Consider the following 19353-nt stretch of genomic DNA (forward strand, 5'->3'; position numbering starts at 1 on the left):
GATGTCGAAGTCCAACACCATCCTCTATCTCGACGGCGTCTCGGTCTCCTTCGACGGTTTCCGCGCCATCAACAATCTGTCGCTGGTGCTCGACAAGGGCGAGATGCGCGCCATCATCGGTCCCAACGGCGCCGGCAAGACGACGATGATGGACATCGTCACCGGCAAGACCCGGCCCGACGAGGGCGAAGTGTTCTTCGACGGCCAGGTCGATCTGACCCGGCACGACGAGGCGGAGATCGCCATGATGGGCATCGGCCGCAAATTCCAGAAGCCGACCGTCTTCGAAAGCCACAGCGTCGAAGACAATCTGATGCTGGCGCTGAAGGGCCCGCGCTCGATCTTTCCGGCGCTGTTCCATCGCCGCTCGGCCGCCGAAGCCAGACAGATCGACGACATCCTCGGCATCATCCGGCTGGGCGACAAGCGCCACGATCTGGCAGCCAATCTCAGCCATGGCCAGAAACAGTGGCTGGAGATCGGCATGCTGCTGGCGCAGGACCCGAAGCTGCTTTTGGTTGACGAGCCGGTCGCAGGGATGACCGATGCCGAGACCGAGGAAACCGCGCGGCTGCTCAAGGACATAGCGCGCGAGCATTCGGTCATCGTCGTCGAGCACGACATGCATTTCGTGCGCGAACTCGGCGTCAAGGTCACCTGCCTGCATGAGGGCTCGGTGCTGTCGGAAGGCTCGCTCGATTTCGTCTCGGCCGACGAGCGGGTCGTCGAAGTTTATCTCGGGAGATGAGCATGGTCTGGCGGGTGCAATTCCATCGCTTCGACTTTCCGTTCCTCCGCTTCTGGAGAAGGCGCTGACATGCTCGAAGTTTCCAACGCCACGCTCCATTACGGCGCTGCTCAGGCGCTGCGCGGTGTGTCGCTGACGGCGGGTGCCGGCAAGATCACCTGCGTGCTCGGCCGCAACGGCGTCGGCAAGACCAGTTTGATGAGATCGATCGTCGGCCACCACCGGCTGACGAGCGGAAGCGTTGCCTTCGAGGGGAAGGCGCTCGACCGGAGCGCGGCGTATGATCGCGCCCGGTCGGGCATCGCATTCGTACCGCAGGGCAGGGAGATCTTTCCGCTGCTGACGGTGCGCGAAAATCTGGAGTCCGGCTTTGCGCCGTTGAAGCGCGCCGACCGCAACGTGCCGGCGCATGTCTTCGAACTGTTTCCGGTGCTGAAGCAGATGGTGGGGCGCCGCGGCGGCGATCTCTCAGGCGGCCAGCAGCAGCAGCTCGCCATCGGCCGGGCGCTCGTCATGCGGCCGAAACTGCTGGTGCTCGACGAGCCGACCGAAGGCATCCAGCCCTCGATCATCAAGGACATCGGCCGCGCCATCCGCTATCTGCGCGACCAGGCCGGTATCGCCGTTCTGCTGGTCGAGCAATATCTGGATTTCTGCCGCGAGCTCGCCGACGAGGTCAACATCATGGACCGCGGCCAGATCGTCCACACCGGCCCGGCCGAAGATCTCGACCGGGCGGACGTCAGGAAGTTTCTGACGGTTTAACGCAGGTCGACGGCTGCACGGATCGTACACGTCGAAGATTGGCTGAAATGCCCACAACCACTTCGTCATTCTAGGGCGGAGCCAAGGAGCGGAGCGACGCGCGCAGATCCTAGAATCCATGCCGCGACATCAGCCAAAGAGTGCCGCGATGCAGAACAAGATCGCTTCTGCGGCACATTGGCATTCCAAATTCTGCACCGTTAATGACGCTTCTTCGTCCCGGCATGGATCCCTGGGTCTTCGCTCCGCTTCGCGTCGCTACGCCCAAGGATGATGAAGTCGCGAAGATCCGCGCCCGTTGCGTCGGACTTTCGTCCGAGGCCGCCACCTCTGGCACGCCGAATACTGCATGCTAGTCTTTCCTAGGCCTCGGTGAGTCGGCCGCTTCCGTATCAGTCTGGTTCTGTAGCAGATCGAGGGAATATGCTGGCTCAGCCTGCAAGTTCCACGCAAGCAAGCCACCCTAGCTTCCCTCGCAGTTCTGATTGTCGGTCGATGCGTTCAGATAATCTTGCCAGGAGAATAGGGCTATGGAACGGTTCGTCGAGGACCACCAGAAACGACGGCTGACAGAGCGTGTCGACATCATCACCGCCATCAACATTCTGCGCTCGCAAGGCTACCAGCAGGATGAGCTGATCGGCGAAATCACCAAGGTTTTCTACGTCGACCTCGACACTTACAACGAGATCGTCATAGCGGCCTAAAAGCGCGTCGCGCCTGAACGGCCTCATGCGACGCGCTTTGGGGTGTTGTTTTACGTGTGGTGAGGTTCAGGCCGGCTGAATATCAGCCCAGCCTACCCGGCGCGCCGGAAGGCGAGCACACGGTTGCGGCCGCCGCGCTTGGCGCCGTAAAGCGCTTTGTCGGCGGCGCTGAGCACCTTGTCGAATTTGGTGCCGCCCTCGCTGCCGAAGGCGTAGCCGGCGCTGACGGTGCAGGAGAGCAGGCGGGTCTCGGTATCGATCCGGCGCATGGCAAAACTGGCCCGGATGCGCTCGGCTATGAATTCCACCTTTTCAGGCAAGGTGCGATCGAGCACCAATGCAAATTCCTCTCCGCCCATGCGCGCGGCGACATCGCCCGGCTGGAGATTGGCGGTCAAATCCTTGGCGAACAGTTTCAGCACCTCGTCGCCGGTGGCATGGCCGAACTCGTCATTTATCGCCTTGAAGCCGTCGAGATCGAACACGATCACGGCGGTGAAGGACCGGACAGGTGTTTTGCCGTGCAGATCGAACAAAGCGCGCCGGTTGAGCAGTCCGGTCAGCGGATCGGTCAGCGCTTCGCGGCGATGATGCTGCGCCAGGCGTCCCTGGTTGAGCGCCAGCGAGAGCGCGCCGATGCCGGTCATGCACGCGATGACGACGATGAGGCTGAAATCCTCGGCCCAGTTGCTCGGCGCATGGCCAAGCACCAGCCTGCCATCCCAGACAAGTGCACCGGAGCACAGCACGAAGGAAATTGCGGTGGCTGTGTAGAGCCCGGCAATGCCGAGGATCGGGGCAGGGAATTCGGTGCGGCCCTTCCAGTATTCATAGGCCGTCGCAAACAAAAGCAGCGCGGCGAAGGCATTCTCCAGCATGAAGCCCAGCCCGTCATAGCCAAGCGCCATCGGCGGCAAGGCGACTGCCAGCGAGACGCCGGCGCCGACAGCAATGCGGGGCAGCGGTGACCTCCCTGTCGTGAACTGATGGGCAGCGCCCAGCATGGTCGCGAAGCCGAGCAGCAGGAACGTGAAGCTGGCGAGGCCGAGCAGGCGTCCGGGCGCGTCGATATAGGCCTGGTAGGCGAAGACGTCGGCGACGATCAGAAGCACGCTGACCGCCCAGGTCAGCAGGAATTTTTCCGAGCGCGCGGTAAGCCAAATGCCGAACAGCGTCAGGCCGAGGCAAGCGGCGGAAAACCCGACAGCCAACAGAAGGGAACTGTAGTCGAGCGACATGCCCTCGTCCTTGCGCGCGGCGGCCGGCCTATAGAAAGGACCCGCACCGGATTTATGCAGGAAGGAGGTATCGATAAGGTTACGATGCGCATAAGCTATCACGCTTCTGTTGATCGTAGCAATTCTGGGTTGAAACCCTTTTCAAGGGAAAGCGCTACCCGGATTTCCGGGAAAACCGGTCCGCACTTTTCCTGGAATTGCTCCTAATGCATGTCGCCCAGAAGTGTGCCGCGGTTCTGGGACAACGGCATGCATCAAGACAAAGACTTAAGACTTAAATCGCGCCGTATGAATCCGTTTCAGCGCGACGCGCTTTAACCGATCAGCTCACTCGCTTCATCAGCGCCATGGCGCCGAACGGCGCGCGCACCTTGCCCTCGGTGATGAAGTAGACGAACACGTCGCGCGGTTTCACCGGCGCGTCGAAAGTCGGATCGGCGCGCCGCAGATCGGCCGGCTGCTTGCCTTGCGCCCAGGTCTTCACCCGCGCTGCCCATTCGTCCAGGCCCTTCGGCGTATAGCAATCCGGATTGTCGTCGCTGCCGGTCTGCAGCCGCGCATAGATAAAATCGCCGGTGATGTCGGCGATACCAGGATATTTGGCATGGTCGGCATAGACGATCGCCGCCTTGTATTTGCGCGCCAGGCCCACAAATTCCGGCACGCTGAAACTGTCGTTGCGCACTTCCAGCGCATGGCGCAGCGCCACGCCATCCTGCTTTTCCGGCAGCAGCTTCAGGAAGGCCTCGAAATCGTCGGCGTCGAACTTTTTCGTCGGCGCGAACTGCCAAAGGATCGGGCCCAGCTTGTCGCCCAGCGCGGCAATGCCGGAGCCGAGGAAGCGCGTCATGGACTCGCCGGCTTCGCCAAGCACGCGCCGGTTGGTGACGAAGCGATTGCCCTTCAGCGAATAGACGAAACCGTCCGGCGCCTCGCCCGCCCATTTGACGAAGGTCGGCTCCTTGAAGCTGGAATAGTAGGTGCCGTTGACCTCGATGCTCGGTACCTGGCGGGTGGCGTAACTTAGCTGTTTGGCCTTGGAAAGCTTGTCCGGGTAGAAAGACGTATCCCAGGGTTCGAAAGTCCAGCCGCCCATCCCGGCGCGGATTGTTCCTTGGCTGATCATCGTCTTCCTCCCAGTTCTAAAAATGCGGTCAGGCTATTTTTCCAACCGGTTTGATCATGTCGACCGCGGTCCATCCGGGACGGTGGGGATTGGCTCGGCGGCCCGTTTCGTGGAAGCCATAGGCCGTATAGATCTCGATGTTCCGCTCCATGCGCGAATTGGTGTAGAGCCGCACCTCCGGCACACCCCATAGCCGCGCCTGTTCCTGGGCGAAGTCGAGCAGCGCGGTGCCGAGTTTCCTGCCCTGGAAAGCGGGGGAGACCGCGACGCTGAAGATCATCGCATGATCGGGATGGCGCTCAATAACGATCAGCCCGGCGAGTTCCGCGCCGCTCTCCAAGAGCCAGACCTCGCCACGCTCGATGCGTGGCGCATAGTCCTCGGTGACTGGGAGCGGCGGCGCGCCTAACAGGGGCGTGTAGTGCTCATAGGCGGTCTGCGTCAGCGAGACGACTGCGTCGAGATCACCGGCAAGCGCCTGTCGGACTGTCATTCAAAGCTCTCCAGGCGCCCGACCGGTCTGTCAGTTACTCCGCCGCTTCGCGCTTGCCTCCGGGCCGCCGCTCCAAAAGCTCCTTCAGGAACTGGCCGGTGTAGCTGCGCTTTTCGCGCACGATGGCTTCCGGTGTGCCCTGTGCCACCAGTTCGCCACCGCCATCGCCGCCTTCGGGGCCGAGGTCGAGCACCCAGTCGGCGGTCTTGATGACTTCGAGATTGTGCTCGATGACCACCACCGTGTTGCCCTGGTCGACCAGTTCGTGCAGCACTTCCAGCAACTTGGCGACGTCGTGGAAGTGCAGGCCGGTGGTCGGCTCGTCGAGGATGTAGAGCGTCTTGCCGGTCGCCTTGCGCGACAATTCCTTGGCGAGCTTGATGCGCTGCGCCTCGCCGCCCGACAGCGTCGTCGCCTGCTGGCCGATATGGATGTAGCCGAGGCCGACCTGCTTCAGCGTATCAAGCTTGTCGCGCACCCCGGGCACGGCGGCAAAGAAATCGACGCCTTCCTCGACCGTCATGTCCAGGACGTCGGCGATCGACTTGCCCTTGAACACGACGTCGAGCGTCTCGCGGTTGTAGCGCTTGCCGTGGCAGACGTCGCACGTGACGTAGACGTCGGGCAGGAAGTGCATCTCGATCTTGATGACGCCGTCGCCCTGGCAGGCCTCGCAGCGGCCGCCCTTGACGTTGAAGGAGAAGCGGCCCGGCTGATAGCCGCGGGCCTTGGCCTCGGGCAACCCGGCGAACCAGTCGCGGATCGGTGTGAAGGCGCCGGTGTAGGTGGCCGGGTTCGAACGCGGTGTGCGGCCGATCGGCGACTGGTCGATGTCGATGACCTTGTCGAGGAATTCGAGGCCCTCGATGCGGTCGTGATCGGCCGGATGCTCGCGCGAGCCCATGATGCGGCGCGACGCCGCCTTGAACAGCGTCTCGATCAGGAAGGTCGATTTGCCGCCGCCAGACACGCCGGTGACGGCGGTGAAGGTGCCGAGCGGGATTTCGGCAGTGACGTTCTTGAGATTGTTGCCGCGCGCGCCGACGATCTTCAGCCGGCGGTTCTTCTTGGCCTCGCGCCTGACACCGGGCGTGGCGACTTCGAGCGCGCCCGACAGATATTTACCGGTGATCGAATTAGGATTGGCCATCACCTGCTGCGGCGTGCCCTGGGCGATGATCTCGCCGCCATGGATGCCGGCGGCCGGACCCATGTCGACGACGTAGTCGGCATGCAGGATGGCGTCTTCGTCATGCTCGACGACGATCACCGTGTTGCCGATGTCGCGCAGATGCTTGAGCGTGTCGAGCAGGCGGGCATTGTCGCGTTGGTGCAGGCCGATCGACGGCTCGTCCAGCACATAGAGCACGCCGGTGAGGCCGGAGCCGATCTGCGACGCCAGCCTTATGCGCTGGCTCTCGCCGCCCGACAGCGTGCCGGAATTGCGCGACAGCGTCAGATAGTCGAGGCCGACATCGTTGAGGAAGCGCAGGCGGTCACGGATCTCCTTGAGAACGCGCACCGCGATCTCGTTCTGCTGGTCGTTGAGATGTGGCGGCAGTTCGGTGAACCACTGGTCGGCCTTGCGGATCGACAGCTCTGTGACTTCGCCGATATGCTTGCCGGCGATCTTCACCGCCAGCGCTTCCGGCTTCAGCCGGTATCCCTTGCAGACCGGGCAGGGCGTCGCCGACATGAAGCGCTCGATCTCCTCGCGCATCCAGGCGGATTCGGTTTCCTTCCAGCGCCGTTCGAGATTGGGAATGACGCCCTCGAACGTCTTGGTCGTCTTGTAGGAGCGCAGGCCGTCATCATACTGGAAGGTGACCTCGCGCTCACCGGTGCCGCGCAGGACGGCATCCTTTGCCTCTTCGGTCAGGTCTTTGAACTTGTCGCCGAGCTTGAAGCCGTATGCCTTGCCGAGCGCTTCCAGCGTCTGCGCATAATACGGCGAGGTCGATTTCGCCCACGGGCTGACGGCGCCGTCGCGCAGCGAGACGTTTTCGTCCGGCACGATCAGGCTGGCGTCGATGGCGCGCTGATTGCCGAGGCCGTCGCAGGTCGGGCAGGCGCCGAACGGGTTGTTGAACGAGAACAGCCTGGGCTCGATCTCCGGAATGGTGAAGCCGGAAACCGGGCAGGCGAATTTTTCCGAGAACAGGATGCGCTCATGCGTCTCGTTCTTCGATTTGTTGACCGAGTCCTCGCCGGTCTGGCTGGCGTCGAGCGGCCGGTCGGCGAACTCGGCCACCGCCAGCCCTTCGGCGAGCTTCAGCGCCGTTTCGATGGAATCGGCAAGCCGTGTCGCCAGGTCGCCGCGCACGACGATGCGGTCGACGACGACGTCGATGTCGTGCTTGTACTTCTTGTCCAGCGCCGGCACGTCGGCGATCTCGTAGAAGACGCCGTCGACCTTGACGCGCTGAAAGCCCTTCTTCTGCAGCTCCAGCAGTTCCTTGCGATATTCGCCCTTGCGGCCGCGCACGATCGGCGCCAGCAGGAAAAGGCGCGTGCCTTCCTCGACCGCCAGCACCCGGTCGACCATCTGGCTGACCGTCTGGCTTTCGATCGGCAGGCCGGTCGCCGGCGAATAGGGGATGCCGACGCGCGCGAACAGCAAGCGCATGTAGTCGTAGATCTCGGTGACGGTGCCGACCGTCGAACGCGGGTTCTTCGACGTGGTCTTCTGCTCGATCGAGATGGCCGGCGACAGGCCGTCGATCTGGTCGACATCCGGCTTCTGCATCATTTCGAGGAACTGGCGCGCATAAGCCGACAGGCTCTCGACGTAACGGCGCTGGCCCTCGGCATAGATGGTGTCGAAAGCAAGCGACGATTTGCCGGAGCCCGACAGGCCGGTCATGACGATCAGGCTGTCACGCGGCAGGTCGAGATCGACATTCTTCAGGTTGTGTTCGCGTGCCCCGCGAATGGAAAGGTATTTATGGTCGGCCATCGCCGGTCGCCGCCTCAGGTCTGGTGTCAGTGGGATCGGCGGGTTTTCCCGGCCATTCCCTATGTAGGTATTTTTGCCGCCACGTCGAGAGACGCCACACTTCTCGACCAAAAGCCGTTTAACCGTCTTTCGCGCGAAGGGGCAAGCGGAAAGAACAAAGACCGAACACGCTCCTGACAAAGCTGTGCAGAAACTGACAAGGGTGTTTCAGAAACTGACCGTGACGCAAGCTCCCGGCGATCACATTTTCCGTAACCGGCTATTCAAGGTTGACGTCGTCGAATCGGGGGCGCACTCTGCCGGAGTCAACGGAGCCGGCCGTCTTTGATGGCCTCGCCGCCCATAGCGGCCTGCGAGACGCCGCAGGCTTTTGCGATTTGTGCTTCGGATTGACACCTGTCGCAACGGACATAGGAGCGGAGCATGACGCCACCGGATAGTCCCTTGAGGCTCCACCTGCTAGTGGAGCCGCGGCGGGCATAAGTGCCAGGTAGTTTCGAGGCATTGAAGTGTATGTGTCCAAATGGACGCATCGCGACAATCCAACAAACCACCCGACAAACCGTGACCTGCCGAATCCCACAAAAATTAGAGACGGCTAGTCGGATCGTCGGCTGAACGCCGCGAAGCATCCGAAATCAAAGTCGGTATAACACTACCGGCAGTTTGGATTTGGAATCCAAAAAAAGCCCCGACCGTTAGCGGAAGCAACGGCGGGGCTGTTCTTTTGTGAGGAAGTCGTCGGCGCAGGCTTTCTCTCCCGTATAGTAACTGGGAAAAGGGGCTACCGGCGCGGCGGCTTGATCCCACCCGTGCCGACATCGACAGTGATGCTGCCGGAAATCCTGACATCGGTGTCGCCGATCTTGAACGTGCCGTTCTCGCCGGCAGGCAGCGCGTCGTCCGGCTCCGGCTGCGGCGCGGGCTTGGCGATGCGGTAGTCGCCGGTCACGCCGGGCAGGGCGCCTTTCCGCGACGTGCTGGTGCTGCCCCCGGCAAAGGCCATGCTCGATGTCGCCGCCGTGATGGCAATGGCTATGGTCAGTCTGTTCAGGTGGTAGCGCATGGCAAGACTATAGTGCCGCGCTCAAGGCGAGGCCAGACCAGCGGCGTTGAAATTGAGGGAACACCGGCCTGCATTCAATCCGCCGATCAGGCCGCCGCCTTTTTGCGGGTGTCGAACACATGGTCGACGAGGCCCCAGTCCTTGGCCTCCTTCGCGGTCATGAAGAAATCGCGGTCGAGCGTGCGTTCGACCTCTTCGTGGGTGCGGCCGCAATGGTGAGCGTAGAGGTCGGCCATGTGCCGCTTGGTGCGCAAAATGCCTTCGGCGTGACGCTGGATGTCGGAGGCCTGGCCCTGGAAGCCGCCCAAAGGCTGGTGCAGCACGATGCTGGCGTTGGGGAGCGCGATGCGCCGCCCCGGCGTTCCCGCCATCAGCAGGAAGGAGGCCATCGACGCGGCAAAGCCCATGCACACGGTCGACACCGGGCAGCTGACATATTGCATCGTGTCGTAGATGGCGAAACCGCTGGTCACCACGCCGCCCGGCGAGTTGATGTAGAGCGAGATCTCCTTGTCGGGATTGTCCGATTCCAGCGACAGGAGCTGGGCGCAGACCAGCGCCGACATGCCGTCATTGATCTCGCCATTGACGAAGATGATGCGCTCGCGCAGCAGCCGCGAGAAAATGTCGAAGGCGCGTTCGCCGCGGCTCGATTGCTCGATCACCATCGGCACCAGATTGGCAAAGCCGCTCATCTCATTGTCTCCGTTTTGATTTTTCCGGTTCAGGCAGCGCGCAGCAACAGGCGCGGCGCGTTGGCGGCGACTGGCGGCTTGGGCTTGTATGCGCGCAGCGAGAGCCGGCAGGCGGCGCCCGCCATCGCCACCGCAGGCGTTGCCGCCGCGGCAAACCCGTCATGAACAATGCGCAAATGCGTGCCACCGGAAACAGTGCGGGCAAGCGTGAAGGTCACGATACTGTCCAGCCCATTGGCATCGCCGGTTTCAGAACGCTCGCGCCAGGAATAGCGCAGCAGGCGCCCCGGTTCGGCATCGAGCACTTCGCACTCGATCGGCTTCTCAGGCCCGGCAAAGGCAAAGCGGCTGCCGGTTTCCGGCTTGATGTCGTTCGGCATCATCCATTCCGCCAAAAGCTCCGGCACGGTCAGCGCCCGCCACACTTTTTCCGGTGCGGCCGGCAGATCGCATTCGAAGGCGAGGGCATCCTTGGCGGTCTGCGTCTGCTTTTCGTCGGTCATTGGTCCATGTCCTTCAAAACGGCCTTCAGTCTTTCGATGCGCTCCGGCCAGAATGCGCGGTAGCGTTCGATCCAGCCGAGCAGCGGCTCGAGCCCTTGCGGATCGGCGCGATAGTAGGCGTTGCGGCCGGCGCGTCTTTCGCTGACCAGGCCTGCGCCGCGCAGCACGGCAAGGTGCTGCGACACCGCCGGCTGCGACACGCTCATGCCGGTGCGCAACTCCGACACGCTCATCTCGCCGGAAGTCAGCCGCTCGTAGACGGCGCGTCGCGTCGGGTCGGCCAGGGCGCGAAAAATCTCTGCTTCGATCATGGCAAAGCATAAGTCGATACTTATCGATTTGGCAAGGGGTGTTTTGAATGCCCCGTATTGATTGGATCCTGCCGGGCCTCTAATCCATGGGGAACAAGATGGGCCGATCATCGCGAGGCAGGAGTAGTATTTATGAATTCCAACGTCGATCTTTCGTCCGCCGAGAACCTCAACGAGGCTCTGAGGCTCTATCGCCGCCTCGTCCTCGGTATAGGCGCCATCGCCGTCATCGGTTTCGTGGCCGTGATCTTGTTGGCCAAGCTGGGTACGGCGCTATCGCCGCCATACGGGATTTACATCTTCGGCGAAGGATTGGGGACCTGGGGCCTGATCGCGGTGGTAGCGGCGCTCGTCGCTCAGGTCTGGTGGCACGGGCGCGCGATCGGGAAATTGCTGAATGACCCGGCTCTGAAATCTGAACCTGCAGTCGGGCTGATGTCGGCACCAACCGTGATCGCACAGCGCGCCCATGCCATGGGCATGGAGTGGAGCGGCTTTTTCGGTCCGTTGCGACCAGCGAAAAAACGGCGCTGACGACACCGCTTCTCGCCGCTGCGTGTCAGCTAAATCCACGCGCCCGCGTCGGCGATTGCTGCCATTCCTTGACAATCCGTGGTTAACAGTATAGGAACGAAAAGGGAACAAAAACCTTGTGGGAAAAGCCAGCCGCGGCAAGCCAGGATTGTGCGCGGCCTGTAAGGTGAACGACTTGAAATTTGTTTCGGATGAGCACGGAGAAGTGTCATGGCGGGTAGCGTCAACAAGGTCATTCTGGTCGGTAACCTCGGCGCGGACCCTGAAATCCGCCGCCTGAATTCCGGTGATCCGGTCGTCAACATCCGCATCGCCACGTCGGAAAGCTGGCGCGACAAGAACTCCGGCGAGCGCAAGGAAAAGACCGAATGGCACAACGTGGTCATTTTCAATGACCAGATCGCCAAGGTCGCCGAGCAGTACCTGAAGAAGGGCATGAAGGTTTACGTCGAAGGCCAGCTGCAGACACGCAAATGGCAAGACCAGACCGGCGCCGACAAGTACACGACCGAAGTCGTGCTGCAGAAATTCCGGGGCGAGCTGCAGATGCTCGATTCTCGCGGCGAGGGCGGCGGTCAGGTCGGCAACTATGCCGGCGGCGGCGGCGCGAGCCGTGGCTCGGATTTCGGCCAGTCTGGCCCCAATGAGAGCTTCAACCGCGGCGGCAATAGCGGTGGCGGCGGTTCCAAGGGCGGCGGTGGCGGCGGCTCGTCGCGCGAACTGGACGACGAAATCCCGTTCTGAGCTGACGATAGTCAGCGATATCTGAGGAGAGGGTGCGGTGTCGCTCGGACCGCTTCTGTCAGCGAGCCCTCCCATTCCATGGCACGCCTTCGCGGCCCTTGCCGCGCTGGCCGTTGGCGCTACGCAACTGGCGCTGCCGAAAGGCACGACGCGTCATCGTGTCGTCGGCTATGCCTGGGCGGCGCTGATGCTGGTCGTCGCCGTCTCCAGTTTCTGGATCCAGCAGATACGCCTCGTCGGTCCGTTCAGCCCGATCCATCTCTTATCGATTTTAGTGTTGATCGCCGTGCCGTTGGCGGTCTGGCACGCGCATATGCATCGGGTCGCCAAACATCGCAGGGTCATGATATCGCTGTATGTTTTCGCCCTGATCGGCGCCGGCGTGTTCACGCTGCTGCCGGGGCGGATCATGCACACGGTCGTCTTCGGCCAGTGACGCTTTCTGAAAGGAAGATTGCCGTGAAAGCCCGGATCAAATGGGTCGAGGAGCGCACCTTCGTCGGCGAGTCCGGCAGCGGCCACAAGGTTGTGCTGGGAACCGCCTCCGGGCCGGAAGGCAAGACGCCGGGTCCGAGCCCGATGGAACTGGTGCTGATCGGCACCGGCGGCTGCTCGGCCTATGATGTCGTTCACATCCTCGAAAAAGGCCGCGAGGCGATCGAGGACTGTGTTGTCGAACTCGACGCCGACCGGGCCGAAACCGACCCGAAAGTCTTCACCCGCATCCACATGCATTTCATCGTCACGGGCCACGCGCTGTCGCACGACAAGGTCCAGCGCGCCATCAACCTGTCGATCGAGAAATACTGCTCGGCCTCGGCTATGCTGGCCAAGACGGCTGTCATCACCCACGATTTCGAGGTCGTCGATACGGCGGTGGAGCAGGGAGCAGGGAGCAGGGGCTGCCGTTTACCCCGCCATCAGCGCCTTGATGCCATCCGCGACGAACTGAACCGCAAGCGCGGCCAGGATGACGCCGAGCAGGCGGGTCAGGATCGAGCGGCCGGTCTGGCCGAGGATGCGGTCGATGCGCTCCGACAGCACGAACACCAGATAGGTGATGGCAAGGCAGACGAAGATGATGCCGACCAGCGCCGCTTGTGCTGCAAAACCCTGAAACGAGCCCGACAGTAGCACGGTCGCCGAAATCGCACCGGGGCCGGCGATCAGCGGGATCGCCAGCGGGAAGGCCGCGATGTTGTGGATCATGTCCTTGGTGATGGCGACGTCGCCGATCTTCTCCTTGCGGTCCTGGCGGCGCTCGAACACCATTTCGAACGCGATGAAGAACAGCAAAAACCCGCCGGCGACGCGGAAAGCCGGCAGCGTGATGCCGAACACCGACAGGATGGAGGCCCCGGCCACCGCAAACAGCGCCATCACCAGGAAGCCGATGATCGAGGCGCGCACCGAAACCTGCTGACGTTCCTCGCGGTTCATGCCGCGTGTCACCGCGAGGAAGAGCGGCGCGAGACCTGGCGGGTCGATGGTCACCAGAATGGTGACGAAGGCGTTGAACAGGCTGTCGAAACTCGGCATCGCTGACCCCTCCCGCCGGGCCGGACCCCTGCGCCACGATAGTGGTAGAGCAAAGCCTGGCCGGTGGGAACCGTCTGAGATGGCGATACCGGAGACGCCGGCAGTGTTAGGCGGCAGCGTTGCAACAGGCCTCCAGGCGATAGCCGTCGGGATCGACGATGAAGGCAGCGTAATAGTTCTCGCCATAGTCGGCGCGCAGCCCCGGCGCGCCATTGTCGCTGCCGCCTGCACGCAAGGCGTCGGCGTGAAAGGCGTCGACGCTCCGCCTGGTCGGCGCGGTAAAGCAGAAATGCAGACCGGACTTCTCGTCCGATGGCACTGGCCGCTCCGCGTCGTTCACCCACAGCGCGACGGCTTGCGCACCATAACCCAGTGAGCCTGGCGACTGGCCGAGGCAGGAATAACCGAGCGGCTTTAGCGCGGCATCGTAGAAGGGCTTCGGAACGTTGGTGTCGCGGACGCCGATCGAGACATGGTCAAGCATGTTTTTTCACCTTTTTTGCAATATGTTGCGTCATCAGTCCTGGGCGACGCGGCGCGCCAGGAACTCGACTTCGAGACGCCATGTCTTGCCATCGTCGTGCGAACGCTCGCCGAGCCAGCGGAAGCTGTCCTTGGTGATGCGCGAAAAGCTCCAGCGGACCGAGGAACCAGTGCCGTCGGCGCCGACCTGCACAATCGTGTCGCCTTCGGCGCGACCAAGCTGGCGGCTGTAGTATTGGTTGCGCGGGTCGCTCCAGAAGATGTGCCAGGCATCCGAGCCGGGATCATAGGCCCGCAGCGTTGTGCCATAGAAAGTCCATTTGCCGAGAGAAGGCGAGGGGCCGGCATCCCGCGCGGGCAGGATCCATACATCCTGGATCGCCCTGCCTTCCAGGACCCAGCCGAAATGCACCTCGCCGCCTCCGGTGAGAACCGTGCCGTCCTCGAGATGGCGCGTGGCATCGAATGTCCAGGCGCCGACGAAGCGGCCGTAGAGATCCAGCTTTTCAGCCAGGCCGGAATTGGGGCCGTCGCTGTGGAGCGCTTCGGCAAAGGAGGATGTACCGATCATACTTGCTGCCTTCGTAGTGTCAGGAGGCTGCAAGCGATAGGCCCCGACCGGGTGTCGCGCTTGGGAAAAATTGCTATCTTTCAAGCCATGACGACGAGCGAACAAAACTTGGCATCGGGGCAGGGTTGGTATGTCTGTGACGTGCTGTGCACGGCCGGCGCCGGCGACCGCCCGTTCGAGGAGGCGCACGACACCTTCTGCGTTGCCGCTGTCACCAGCGGCACCTTCCGCTACCGCACCAGGCAAGGCGCCGCCATGCTGGCGCCGGGCGCGATCCTGCTCGGCAATGTCGGCGCCTGCTATGAATGCGGGCATGAGCATGGCGCCGGCGACCGTTGCCTGTCCTTCCACTTCGCTCCGGCCTATCTCGACCGCATCGCCAGCGACGTGCCCGGCGCGAGCAAGCTCGCCTTCGGCGTGCCGCATATGCCGCCCTTGCCGGCGCTGACATCGCTGCTGGCCGAGGCGGAAGCGGCGCGCGAGATGGTCGACATCGACGCCTTTGAGGAGCTTGGCCTGCGAATTGCCGGCGCAGCACTGGCAGTTGCCGGCGCAGCACTGCCCGTCGCCAGCGATGCGGTGCCTGGCGTTCGACCGCCGAGCCGCCGCGACCAGAAACGGGTTGCCGAGGCGGTGCGGCAGATCGAGCTCAATGCCGACAGGCCGGTCTCGCTTTCCGAGCTTGCCTGCGCGACGGCGACCAGCCCGTATCATTTCCTGCGCACCTTCCGGCAGGTCGCCGGCATGACGCCCTATCAGTTTCTGCTGAGAACCCGGCTGCACCGCGCGGCGGTGCGGCTGCGCATGTCAGGCGATGCCATCTCGGCAATCGCCTTCGAGGCCGGTTTCAACGATTTGTCGACGTTCAACCGCCGTTTCCGGCGCGTCATGGGTGAGACGCCTGGCCACTATCGCTCCCGGCGGGTGGCTACCCGCTGACGCGTCTGTCTGCCTCCAGATACGCTCTTGACTTGGAAAACTGTCCTTCGCAGGCTTTTGCCCCTGGCGGCGGCGAATGCGTTATGGCCAAATCGTCGCAATCAGAGGTATCCATTTGAATTTACCACTGAAATTGTCGTTGGAAAAGCAGCACGAATATTGGAGTTTCGGCCGTGCTTCCTATATAAGCGGTCAGTGATTCCTGATTAGATTGTGATCCGATTTGACCGACCAAAAACCCCCGCGCGGCGCCGACGGCGGCCCCACCGGCATCGAGCCCATCTCCATCATCGAGGAGATGCAGAGCTCCTACCTCTCTTATGCCATGAGCGTGATCGTCAGCCGTGCGCTGCCCGATGTGCGCGACGGCCTGAAGCCGGTGCACCGCCGCATTCTCTATGCGGCGCATGAGAGCGGTTACCACTGGAACCGCAAATATGTGAAGTCGGCCCGCCCGGTCGCCGACGTGATGGGTAAATACCATCCGCATGGCGACGCCTCGATCTACGACGCCTTAGTGCGCATGGCGCAGGACTGGTCGCTGCGCGTTCCGCTGATCGACGGGCAGGGTAATTTCGGCTCCATCGACGGCGATCCGCCGGCGGCGATGCGCTACACCGAATCGCGGCTGACCAAGGTCGCACATGAGCTGCTGGAGGACATCGACAAGGAAACCGTCGATTTCCAGGAGACTTATGACGCCTCCGACACCGAGCCGAAGGTGCTGCCGGCTCGCTTCCCCAACCTTCTGGTCAACGGTTCCGGCGGCATTGCCGTCGGCATGGCCACCAATATTCCGCCGCATAATCTGGCCGAGATCTGCAACGGCGCCATCGCCATCATCGACAATCCGGCGATCGATTTGCCGGCGCTGATGGAGATCATTCCGGGTCCCGAGATCGGAAGAGCACACGTCTGNCCGGCATCTACAGCGCCTATGCGACTGGCCGTGGCTCCATCGTCATGCGCGGCAAGGTCAATGTCGAACAGCGCGGAAACGACCGTGAATCGATCATCATCACGGAAGTCCCGTACCAGGTGAACAAGGCCTCGATGATCGAGAAAATGGCCGAGCTGGTGCGCGACAAGCGCATCGAAGGCATTTCCGACATTCGCGACGAAAGCGACCGCCAGGGCTACCGCGTCGTCATCGAGCTGAAGCGCGACGCTGTCGCCGACGTCATTCTCAACCAGCTTTACCGCTTCACGCCGCTGCAGACCTCCTTCGGCGCCAATATGGTGGCGCTGAACGGCGGCAAGCCGGAAGTGATGAACCTGACCGACATGCTGAAGGCGTTTGTCAGCTTCCGCGAAGAGGTGATTAGCCGGCGCACGAAATTCCTGCTGCGCAAGGCGCGCGACCGCGCCCACGTGCTGGTCGGCCTCGCCATCGCCGTCGCCAACATCGACGAAGTGATCAAGCTGATCCGCACCGCGCCCGATCCGCAGACGGCGCGCGAGCAGTTGATGGAGCGACGCTGGCCCTCCGGGGACGTGGAGTCATTGATTCTGCTTATCGACGATCCGCGCCATCGCATCAATGAGGATGGCACCTACAACCTCTCCGAGGAACAGGCGCGCGCAATCCTCGAACTGCGCCTGCAGCGCCTGACCGCGCTCGGCCGTGACGAAATCGCCGACGAGCTGAACACCATCGGCGACGAGATCAAGGATTACCTCGACATTCTGTCGTCCCGCGCCCGCATCCAACAGATCGTCAAGGACGAGCTTGCCGCCGTGCGCGACGAGTTCGGCACGCCGCGCCGCACCGAGCTCACCGACGGCGGCGCCGACATGGAAGACGAGGACCTGATCCAGCGCGAGGACATGGTCGTCACCGTCAGCCATTCCGGCTACATCAAGCGCGTGCCGCTGTCGCTCTACCGGGCGCAACGCCGCGGCGGCAAGGGCCGCTCCGGCATGTCGACCAAGGAAGAGGATTTCGTCACCCGGCTGTTTGTGGCCAACACGCATACGCCGGTGCTGTTCTTCTCCTCGCGCGGCATCGTCTACAAGGAAAAGGTCTGGCGGCTGCCAATCGGCAATCCGCAGTCGCGCGGCAAGGCGCTGATCAACATGCTGCCGCTGGAGCAGGGCGAGCGCATCACCACCATCATGCCGCTGCCCGAGGACGAGACCAGCTGGGGCGAACTCGACGTCATGTTCGCCACCACGCGCGGCACCGTGCGCCGCAACAAGCTGTCCGAATTCGTCCAGGTCAACCGCAACGGCAAGATCGCCATGAAGCTGGAGGAGGAGGGCGACGAGATCCTCGGCGTCGAGACCTGCACAGACAATGACGATGTGCTTTTGACCGCCAGCTCCGGCCAGTGCATCCGCTTCCGCGTTGGCGATGTGCGCGTCTTCCAGAGCCGCAATTCGGTCGGCGTGCGCGGCATAAGCATGGCCGAGACCGACCGCATCATCTCCATGTCGGTGATCGAGCATGTCGATGCTTCACCGGCGGAACGCTCCGCCTACCTCAAGCGGGCAGCACTGGAGCGGCGGCTTGCCGCCGAGGTGACCGGCGAGGAAGAAGAGATTGCACTCACCAATGAGGAGATTGGCGAGGAGACCGAGCTTTCCGACAGCCGTTACGAAGAGCTCAAGGCGCATGAGCAGTATGTGCTGACGGTGACCGAATATGGCTACGGCAAGCGCTCGTCATCCTACGATTTCCGCCTGACCGGACGCGGCGGCAAAGGCATCCGCGCCACCGACGTGTCGAAGGTGGCCGAGATCGGCCAGCTGGTGGCGACTTTCCCGGTCGGCAATGACGACCAGATCATGCTGGTTTCGGATGGCGGCACGGTCATCCGGGTGCCGGTCAACGGTATCCGTTTCGCCAGCCGCGCCACCAAGGGCGTGACCATCTTCAACACCGCCGAAGGCGAGAAGGTGGTTTCGGTCGAACGGATTTCGGAGCCGCAGGCCGACGAGGATGTCGAAGAGGGTGTCATTGAGGCCGGCGCCGGAGATGCCGTACCGGACAGCACCGAATAGGTTTGAGCAACAACGCCGGCCCGATGGGCCGGCGCAAACAAGAAACTAGCAATAAATCAGGGGCGACGGTGGGGCCAGCGAGCGCCGAAACCTTCGAACCGCTTTGTGCGGACACGGACGCGCTCTGCCTCGCTATGCAATCCGAATGCGGTGGCGATCAGCATGGCGACGGTCATTGCGGTGGCGAGCATGTAGATCAGCATGTGCGTGTTCTCCTGCGCCTATCCAACGGTTAGATCGGGTTTTGGTTTCATCTTCCGAAGTGCAAACTAGCGAACGCGGCGTGAAGTCTTCGTGATCAAGGCATTCATCTGTCGTTCATGTCTGCGAAAAGGTTCACGCAGATGTTCCCAATCGCATTTGCCTTCCGCCCAATGCCCCGCTAGAAGCACCTCCCATGACCGATCGCATCGCCCTTTATGCCGGCTCCTTCGACCCGCTGACCAACGGCCATCTCGATGTGCTGAAGGCATCGCTGGCTGTCGCCGACACGGTTTATGCGGCGATCGGCACCCACCCCGGCAAGACGCCGCTGTTTTCCTTCGACGAACGGGTGAAGCTGATCGAGGCCGCGACCAAGGCCGAATTTGGCCGCGACGGCGACCGTATCAAGGTCGTCGCCTTTGACGGGCTGGTCATCGACGCGGCCCGCAAGCATGGCGCCTCGATCATGATCCGCGGCCTGCGCGACGGCACCGATCTCGATTACGAGATGCAGATGGCCGGCATGAACGAGACCATGGCGCCGGAACTGCAGACGGTTTTTCTGCCCGCCAGCCCATCGGTACGCACCATTACCGCCACACTTGTGCGCCAGATAGCCTCGATGGGCGGAGACATCCGTCCCTTCGTACCGGCCGCCGTTGCCGGTGCGCTCACCGCCAAATTCGCGAAATAGTGCATGTCGCCCCAAAGTGGATGCCGGTTTTTGG

At 62.6% G+C, this 19353-nt stretch carries 20 protein-coding genes and 2 pseudogenes; 10 read left to right on the forward strand and 12 right to left on the reverse strand.

The window, feature by feature from the left end; genetic code table 11:
* Window position 1: 1 nt before the first annotated feature.
* From urtD to X726_RS1000000169175, 3 genes are all read left to right on the forward strand, one after another.
* A complete protein-coding gene (urtD, locus tag X726_RS150335) occupies window positions 2–748 on the forward strand; it encodes an urea ABC transporter ATP-binding protein UrtD (RefSeq protein ID WP_023670934.1) in 747 nt (248 codons plus the stop codon).
* Between the two features lie 69 nt (window positions 749–817).
* Window positions 818–1513 (forward strand): urea ABC transporter ATP-binding subunit UrtE, encoded by a 696-nt coding sequence (gene urtE / locus X726_RS150330; protein ID WP_023670935.1) that lies wholly within the window; start codon window positions 818–820, stop codon window positions 1511–1513.
* Between the two features lie 530 nt (window positions 1514–2043).
* Window positions 2044–2220 carry a hypothetical protein gene (locus tag X726_RS1000000169175; protein WP_023670936.1) on the forward strand — a complete coding sequence of 59 codons (177 nt, stop codon included), beginning with the start codon at window positions 2044–2046 and terminating at the stop codon, window positions 2218–2220.
* Between the two features lie 92 nt (window positions 2221–2312).
* Here the strand turns inward: X726_RS1000000169175 and X726_RS150325 are convergent, their stop codons facing one another.
* From X726_RS150325 to X726_RS150295, 8 genes are all read right to left on the reverse strand, one after another.
* Entirely contained in the window at window positions 2313–3458 is a 1146-nt protein-coding gene (locus X726_RS150325) for a GGDEF domain-containing protein (protein ID WP_023670937.1), read from the reverse strand.
* A 322-nt stretch (window positions 3459–3780) separates the two neighbouring features.
* Complete coding sequence (locus tag X726_RS150320) at window positions 3781–4584, reverse strand: DUF72 domain-containing protein (protein ID WP_023670938.1); 804 nt, start codon at window positions 4582–4584, stop codon at window positions 3781–3783.
* Window positions 4585–4612: 28 nt separating this feature from the next.
* Window positions 4613–5077, reverse strand: a complete 465-nt coding sequence (locus X726_RS150315) for an N-acetyltransferase (protein WP_023670939.1) — start codon at window positions 5075–5077, stop codon at window positions 4613–4615.
* Window positions 5078–5111: 34 nt separating this feature from the next.
* Window positions 5112–8033 carry an excinuclease ABC subunit UvrA gene (gene uvrA / locus X726_RS150310; protein WP_023670940.1) on the reverse strand — a complete coding sequence of 974 codons (2922 nt, stop codon included), beginning with the start codon at window positions 8031–8033 and terminating at the stop codon, window positions 5112–5114.
* Window positions 8034–8817: 784 nt separating this feature from the next.
* Window positions 8818–9039: a hypothetical protein gene (locus tag X726_RS13315; RefSeq protein ID WP_032891865.1), complete on the reverse strand. Its 222-nt coding sequence runs from the start codon at window positions 9037–9039 to the stop codon at window positions 8818–8820.
* 146 nt (window positions 9040–9185) lie between these two features.
* Window positions 9186–9794, reverse strand: a complete 609-nt coding sequence (locus X726_RS150305) for an ATP-dependent Clp protease proteolytic subunit (protein WP_023670942.1) — start codon at window positions 9792–9794, stop codon at window positions 9186–9188.
* 29 nt (window positions 9795–9823) lie between these two features.
* Complete coding sequence (locus X726_RS150300) at window positions 9824–10297, reverse strand: SRPBCC domain-containing protein (RefSeq protein ID WP_023670943.1); 474 nt, start codon at window positions 10295–10297, stop codon at window positions 9824–9826.
* Complete coding sequence (locus tag X726_RS150295; RefSeq protein WP_023670944.1) at window positions 10294–10608, reverse strand: metalloregulator ArsR/SmtB family transcription factor; 315 nt, start codon at window positions 10606–10608, stop codon at window positions 10294–10296. The genes X726_RS150300 and X726_RS150295 overlap by 4 nt, the downstream gene beginning before the upstream one ends.
* Window positions 10609–10740: 132 nt before the next feature.
* Here X726_RS150295 and X726_RS150290 point away from each other — a divergent pair, with 132 nt between their 5' ends.
* The 4 genes and pseudogenes from X726_RS150290 to X726_RS1000000169180 all read left to right on the forward strand — a co-directional run.
* On the forward strand, window positions 10741–11142 hold the full coding sequence (locus X726_RS150290; protein ID WP_023670945.1) for a hypothetical protein: 402 nt from the start codon (window positions 10741–10743) through the stop codon (window positions 11140–11142).
* A gap of 210 nt (window positions 11143–11352) precedes the next feature.
* Window positions 11353–11886, forward strand: coding sequence for a single-stranded DNA-binding protein (gene ssb / locus X726_RS150285; protein ID WP_023670946.1), 534 nt, complete (start codon window positions 11353–11355; stop codon window positions 11884–11886).
* A 37-nt stretch (window positions 11887–11923) separates the two neighbouring features.
* Complete coding sequence (locus X726_RS150280; RefSeq protein ID WP_023670947.1) at window positions 11924–12322, forward strand: DUF2306 domain-containing protein; 399 nt, start codon at window positions 11924–11926, stop codon at window positions 12320–12322.
* Window positions 12323–12345: 23 nt separating this feature from the next.
* A pseudogene (locus X726_RS1000000169180) lies at window positions 12346–12768 on the forward strand (OsmC family protein); the annotation flags it as partial.
* Between the two features lie 27 nt (window positions 12769–12795).
* Here X726_RS1000000169180 and X726_RS150270 read toward each other — a convergent pair.
* The 3 genes from X726_RS150270 to X726_RS150260 form a co-directional block, all read right to left on the reverse strand.
* Window positions 12796–13425: a MarC family protein gene (locus tag X726_RS150270; protein ID WP_023670949.1), complete on the reverse strand. Its 630-nt coding sequence runs from the start codon at window positions 13423–13425 to the stop codon at window positions 12796–12798.
* A gap of 106 nt (window positions 13426–13531) precedes the next feature.
* A complete protein-coding gene (locus tag X726_RS150265; protein ID WP_023670950.1) occupies window positions 13532–13909 on the reverse strand; it encodes a VOC family protein in 378 nt (125 codons plus the stop codon).
* Window positions 13910–13942: 33 nt separating this feature from the next.
* On the reverse strand, window positions 13943–14479 hold the full coding sequence (locus X726_RS150260) for a hypothetical protein (RefSeq protein ID WP_023670951.1): 537 nt from the start codon (window positions 14477–14479) through the stop codon (window positions 13943–13945).
* An 87-nt stretch (window positions 14480–14566) separates the two neighbouring features.
* Here X726_RS150260 and X726_RS150255 point away from each other — a divergent pair, with 87 nt between their 5' ends.
* Both X726_RS150255 and gyrA read left to right on the forward strand, forming a co-directional pair.
* On the forward strand, window positions 14567–15418 hold the full coding sequence (locus X726_RS150255) for an AraC family transcriptional regulator (protein ID WP_023670952.1): 852 nt from the start codon (window positions 14567–14569) through the stop codon (window positions 15416–15418).
* Window positions 15419–15641: 223 nt separating this feature from the next.
* Window positions 15642–18421, forward strand: a pseudogene (gene gyrA, locus X726_RS01000000167120) (DNA gyrase subunit A).
* Window positions 18422–18477: 56 nt separating this feature from the next.
* Here gyrA and X726_RS1000000169185 read toward each other — a convergent pair.
* On the reverse strand, window positions 18478–18624 hold the full coding sequence (locus X726_RS1000000169185; RefSeq protein ID WP_023670953.1) for a hypothetical protein: 147 nt from the start codon (window positions 18622–18624) through the stop codon (window positions 18478–18480).
* Between the two features lie 194 nt (window positions 18625–18818).
* Here X726_RS1000000169185 and coaD point away from each other — a divergent pair, with 194 nt between their 5' ends.
* Window positions 18819–19319, forward strand: a complete 501-nt coding sequence (gene coaD / locus X726_RS150250; protein WP_023670954.1) for a pantetheine-phosphate adenylyltransferase — start codon at window positions 18819–18821, stop codon at window positions 19317–19319.
* The last annotated feature ends 34 nt before the right edge of the window (window positions 19320–19353 follow it).

Source organism: Mesorhizobium sp. LSJC285A00 (assembly GCF_000503155.1).
Classification (GTDB): Bacteria; Pseudomonadota; Alphaproteobacteria; order Rhizobiales; family Rhizobiaceae; genus Mesorhizobium.

Bases quoted from the DNA above. Each gene is read 5' to 3' on its own strand.
- X726_RS13315 (WP_032891865.1), bottom strand. From the start codon at position 9,039: ATGGCCTTTGCCGGGGGCAGCACCAGCACGTCGCGGAAAGGCGCCCTG.
- X726_RS150290 (WP_023670945.1), top strand. From the start codon at position 10,741: ATGAATTCCAACGTCGATCTTTCGTCCGCCGAGAACCTCAACGAGGCT.
- X726_RS150325 (WP_023670937.1), bottom strand. From the start codon at position 3,458: ATGTCGCTCGACTACAGTTCCCTTCTGTTGGCTGTCGGGTTTTCCGCC.
- X726_RS1000000169185 (WP_023670953.1), bottom strand. From the start codon at position 18,624: ATGCTGATCTACATGCTCGCCACCGCAATGACCGTCGCCATGCTGATC.
- ssb (WP_023670946.1), top strand. From the start codon at position 11,353: ATGGCGGGTAGCGTCAACAAGGTCATTCTGGTCGGTAACCTCGGCGCG.
- X726_RS150260 (WP_023670951.1), bottom strand. From the start codon at position 14,479: ATGATCGGTACATCCTCCTTTGCCGAAGCGCTCCACAGCGACGGCCCC.
- X726_RS150295 (WP_023670944.1), bottom strand. From the start codon at position 10,608: ATGATCGAAGCAGAGATTTTTCGCGCCCTGGCCGACCCGACGCGACGC.
- X726_RS150270 (WP_023670949.1), bottom strand. From the start codon at position 13,425: ATGCCGAGTTTCGACAGCCTGTTCAACGCCTTCGTCACCATTCTGGTG.
- X726_RS150265 (WP_023670950.1), bottom strand. From the start codon at position 13,909: ATGCTTGACCATGTCTCGATCGGCGTCCGCGACACCAACGTTCCGAAG.
- X726_RS150315 (WP_023670939.1), bottom strand. From the start codon at position 5,077: ATGACAGTCCGACAGGCGCTTGCCGGTGATCTCGACGCAGTCGTCTCG.
- urtE (WP_023670935.1), top strand. From the start codon at position 818: ATGCTCGAAGTTTCCAACGCCACGCTCCATTACGGCGCTGCTCAGGCG.
- urtD (WP_023670934.1), top strand. From the start codon at position 2: ATGTCGAAGTCCAACACCATCCTCTATCTCGACGGCGTCTCGGTCTCC.
- X726_RS150300 (WP_023670943.1), bottom strand. From the start codon at position 10,297: ATGACCGACGAAAAGCAGACGCAGACCGCCAAGGATGCCCTCGCCTTC.
- X726_RS1000000169175 (WP_023670936.1), top strand. From the start codon at position 2,044: ATGGAACGGTTCGTCGAGGACCACCAGAAACGACGGCTGACAGAGCGT.
- coaD (WP_023670954.1), top strand. From the start codon at position 18,819: ATGACCGATCGCATCGCCCTTTATGCCGGCTCCTTCGACCCGCTGACC.
- X726_RS150305 (WP_023670942.1), bottom strand. From the start codon at position 9,794: ATGAGCGGCTTTGCCAATCTGGTGCCGATGGTGATCGAGCAATCGAGC.
- uvrA (WP_023670940.1), bottom strand. From the start codon at position 8,033: ATGGCCGACCATAAATACCTTTCCATTCGCGGGGCACGCGAACACAAC.
- X726_RS150255 (WP_023670952.1), top strand. From the start codon at position 14,567: ATGACGACGAGCGAACAAAACTTGGCATCGGGGCAGGGTTGGTATGTC.
- X726_RS150320 (WP_023670938.1), bottom strand. From the start codon at position 4,584: ATGATCAGCCAAGGAACAATCCGCGCCGGGATGGGCGGCTGGACTTTC.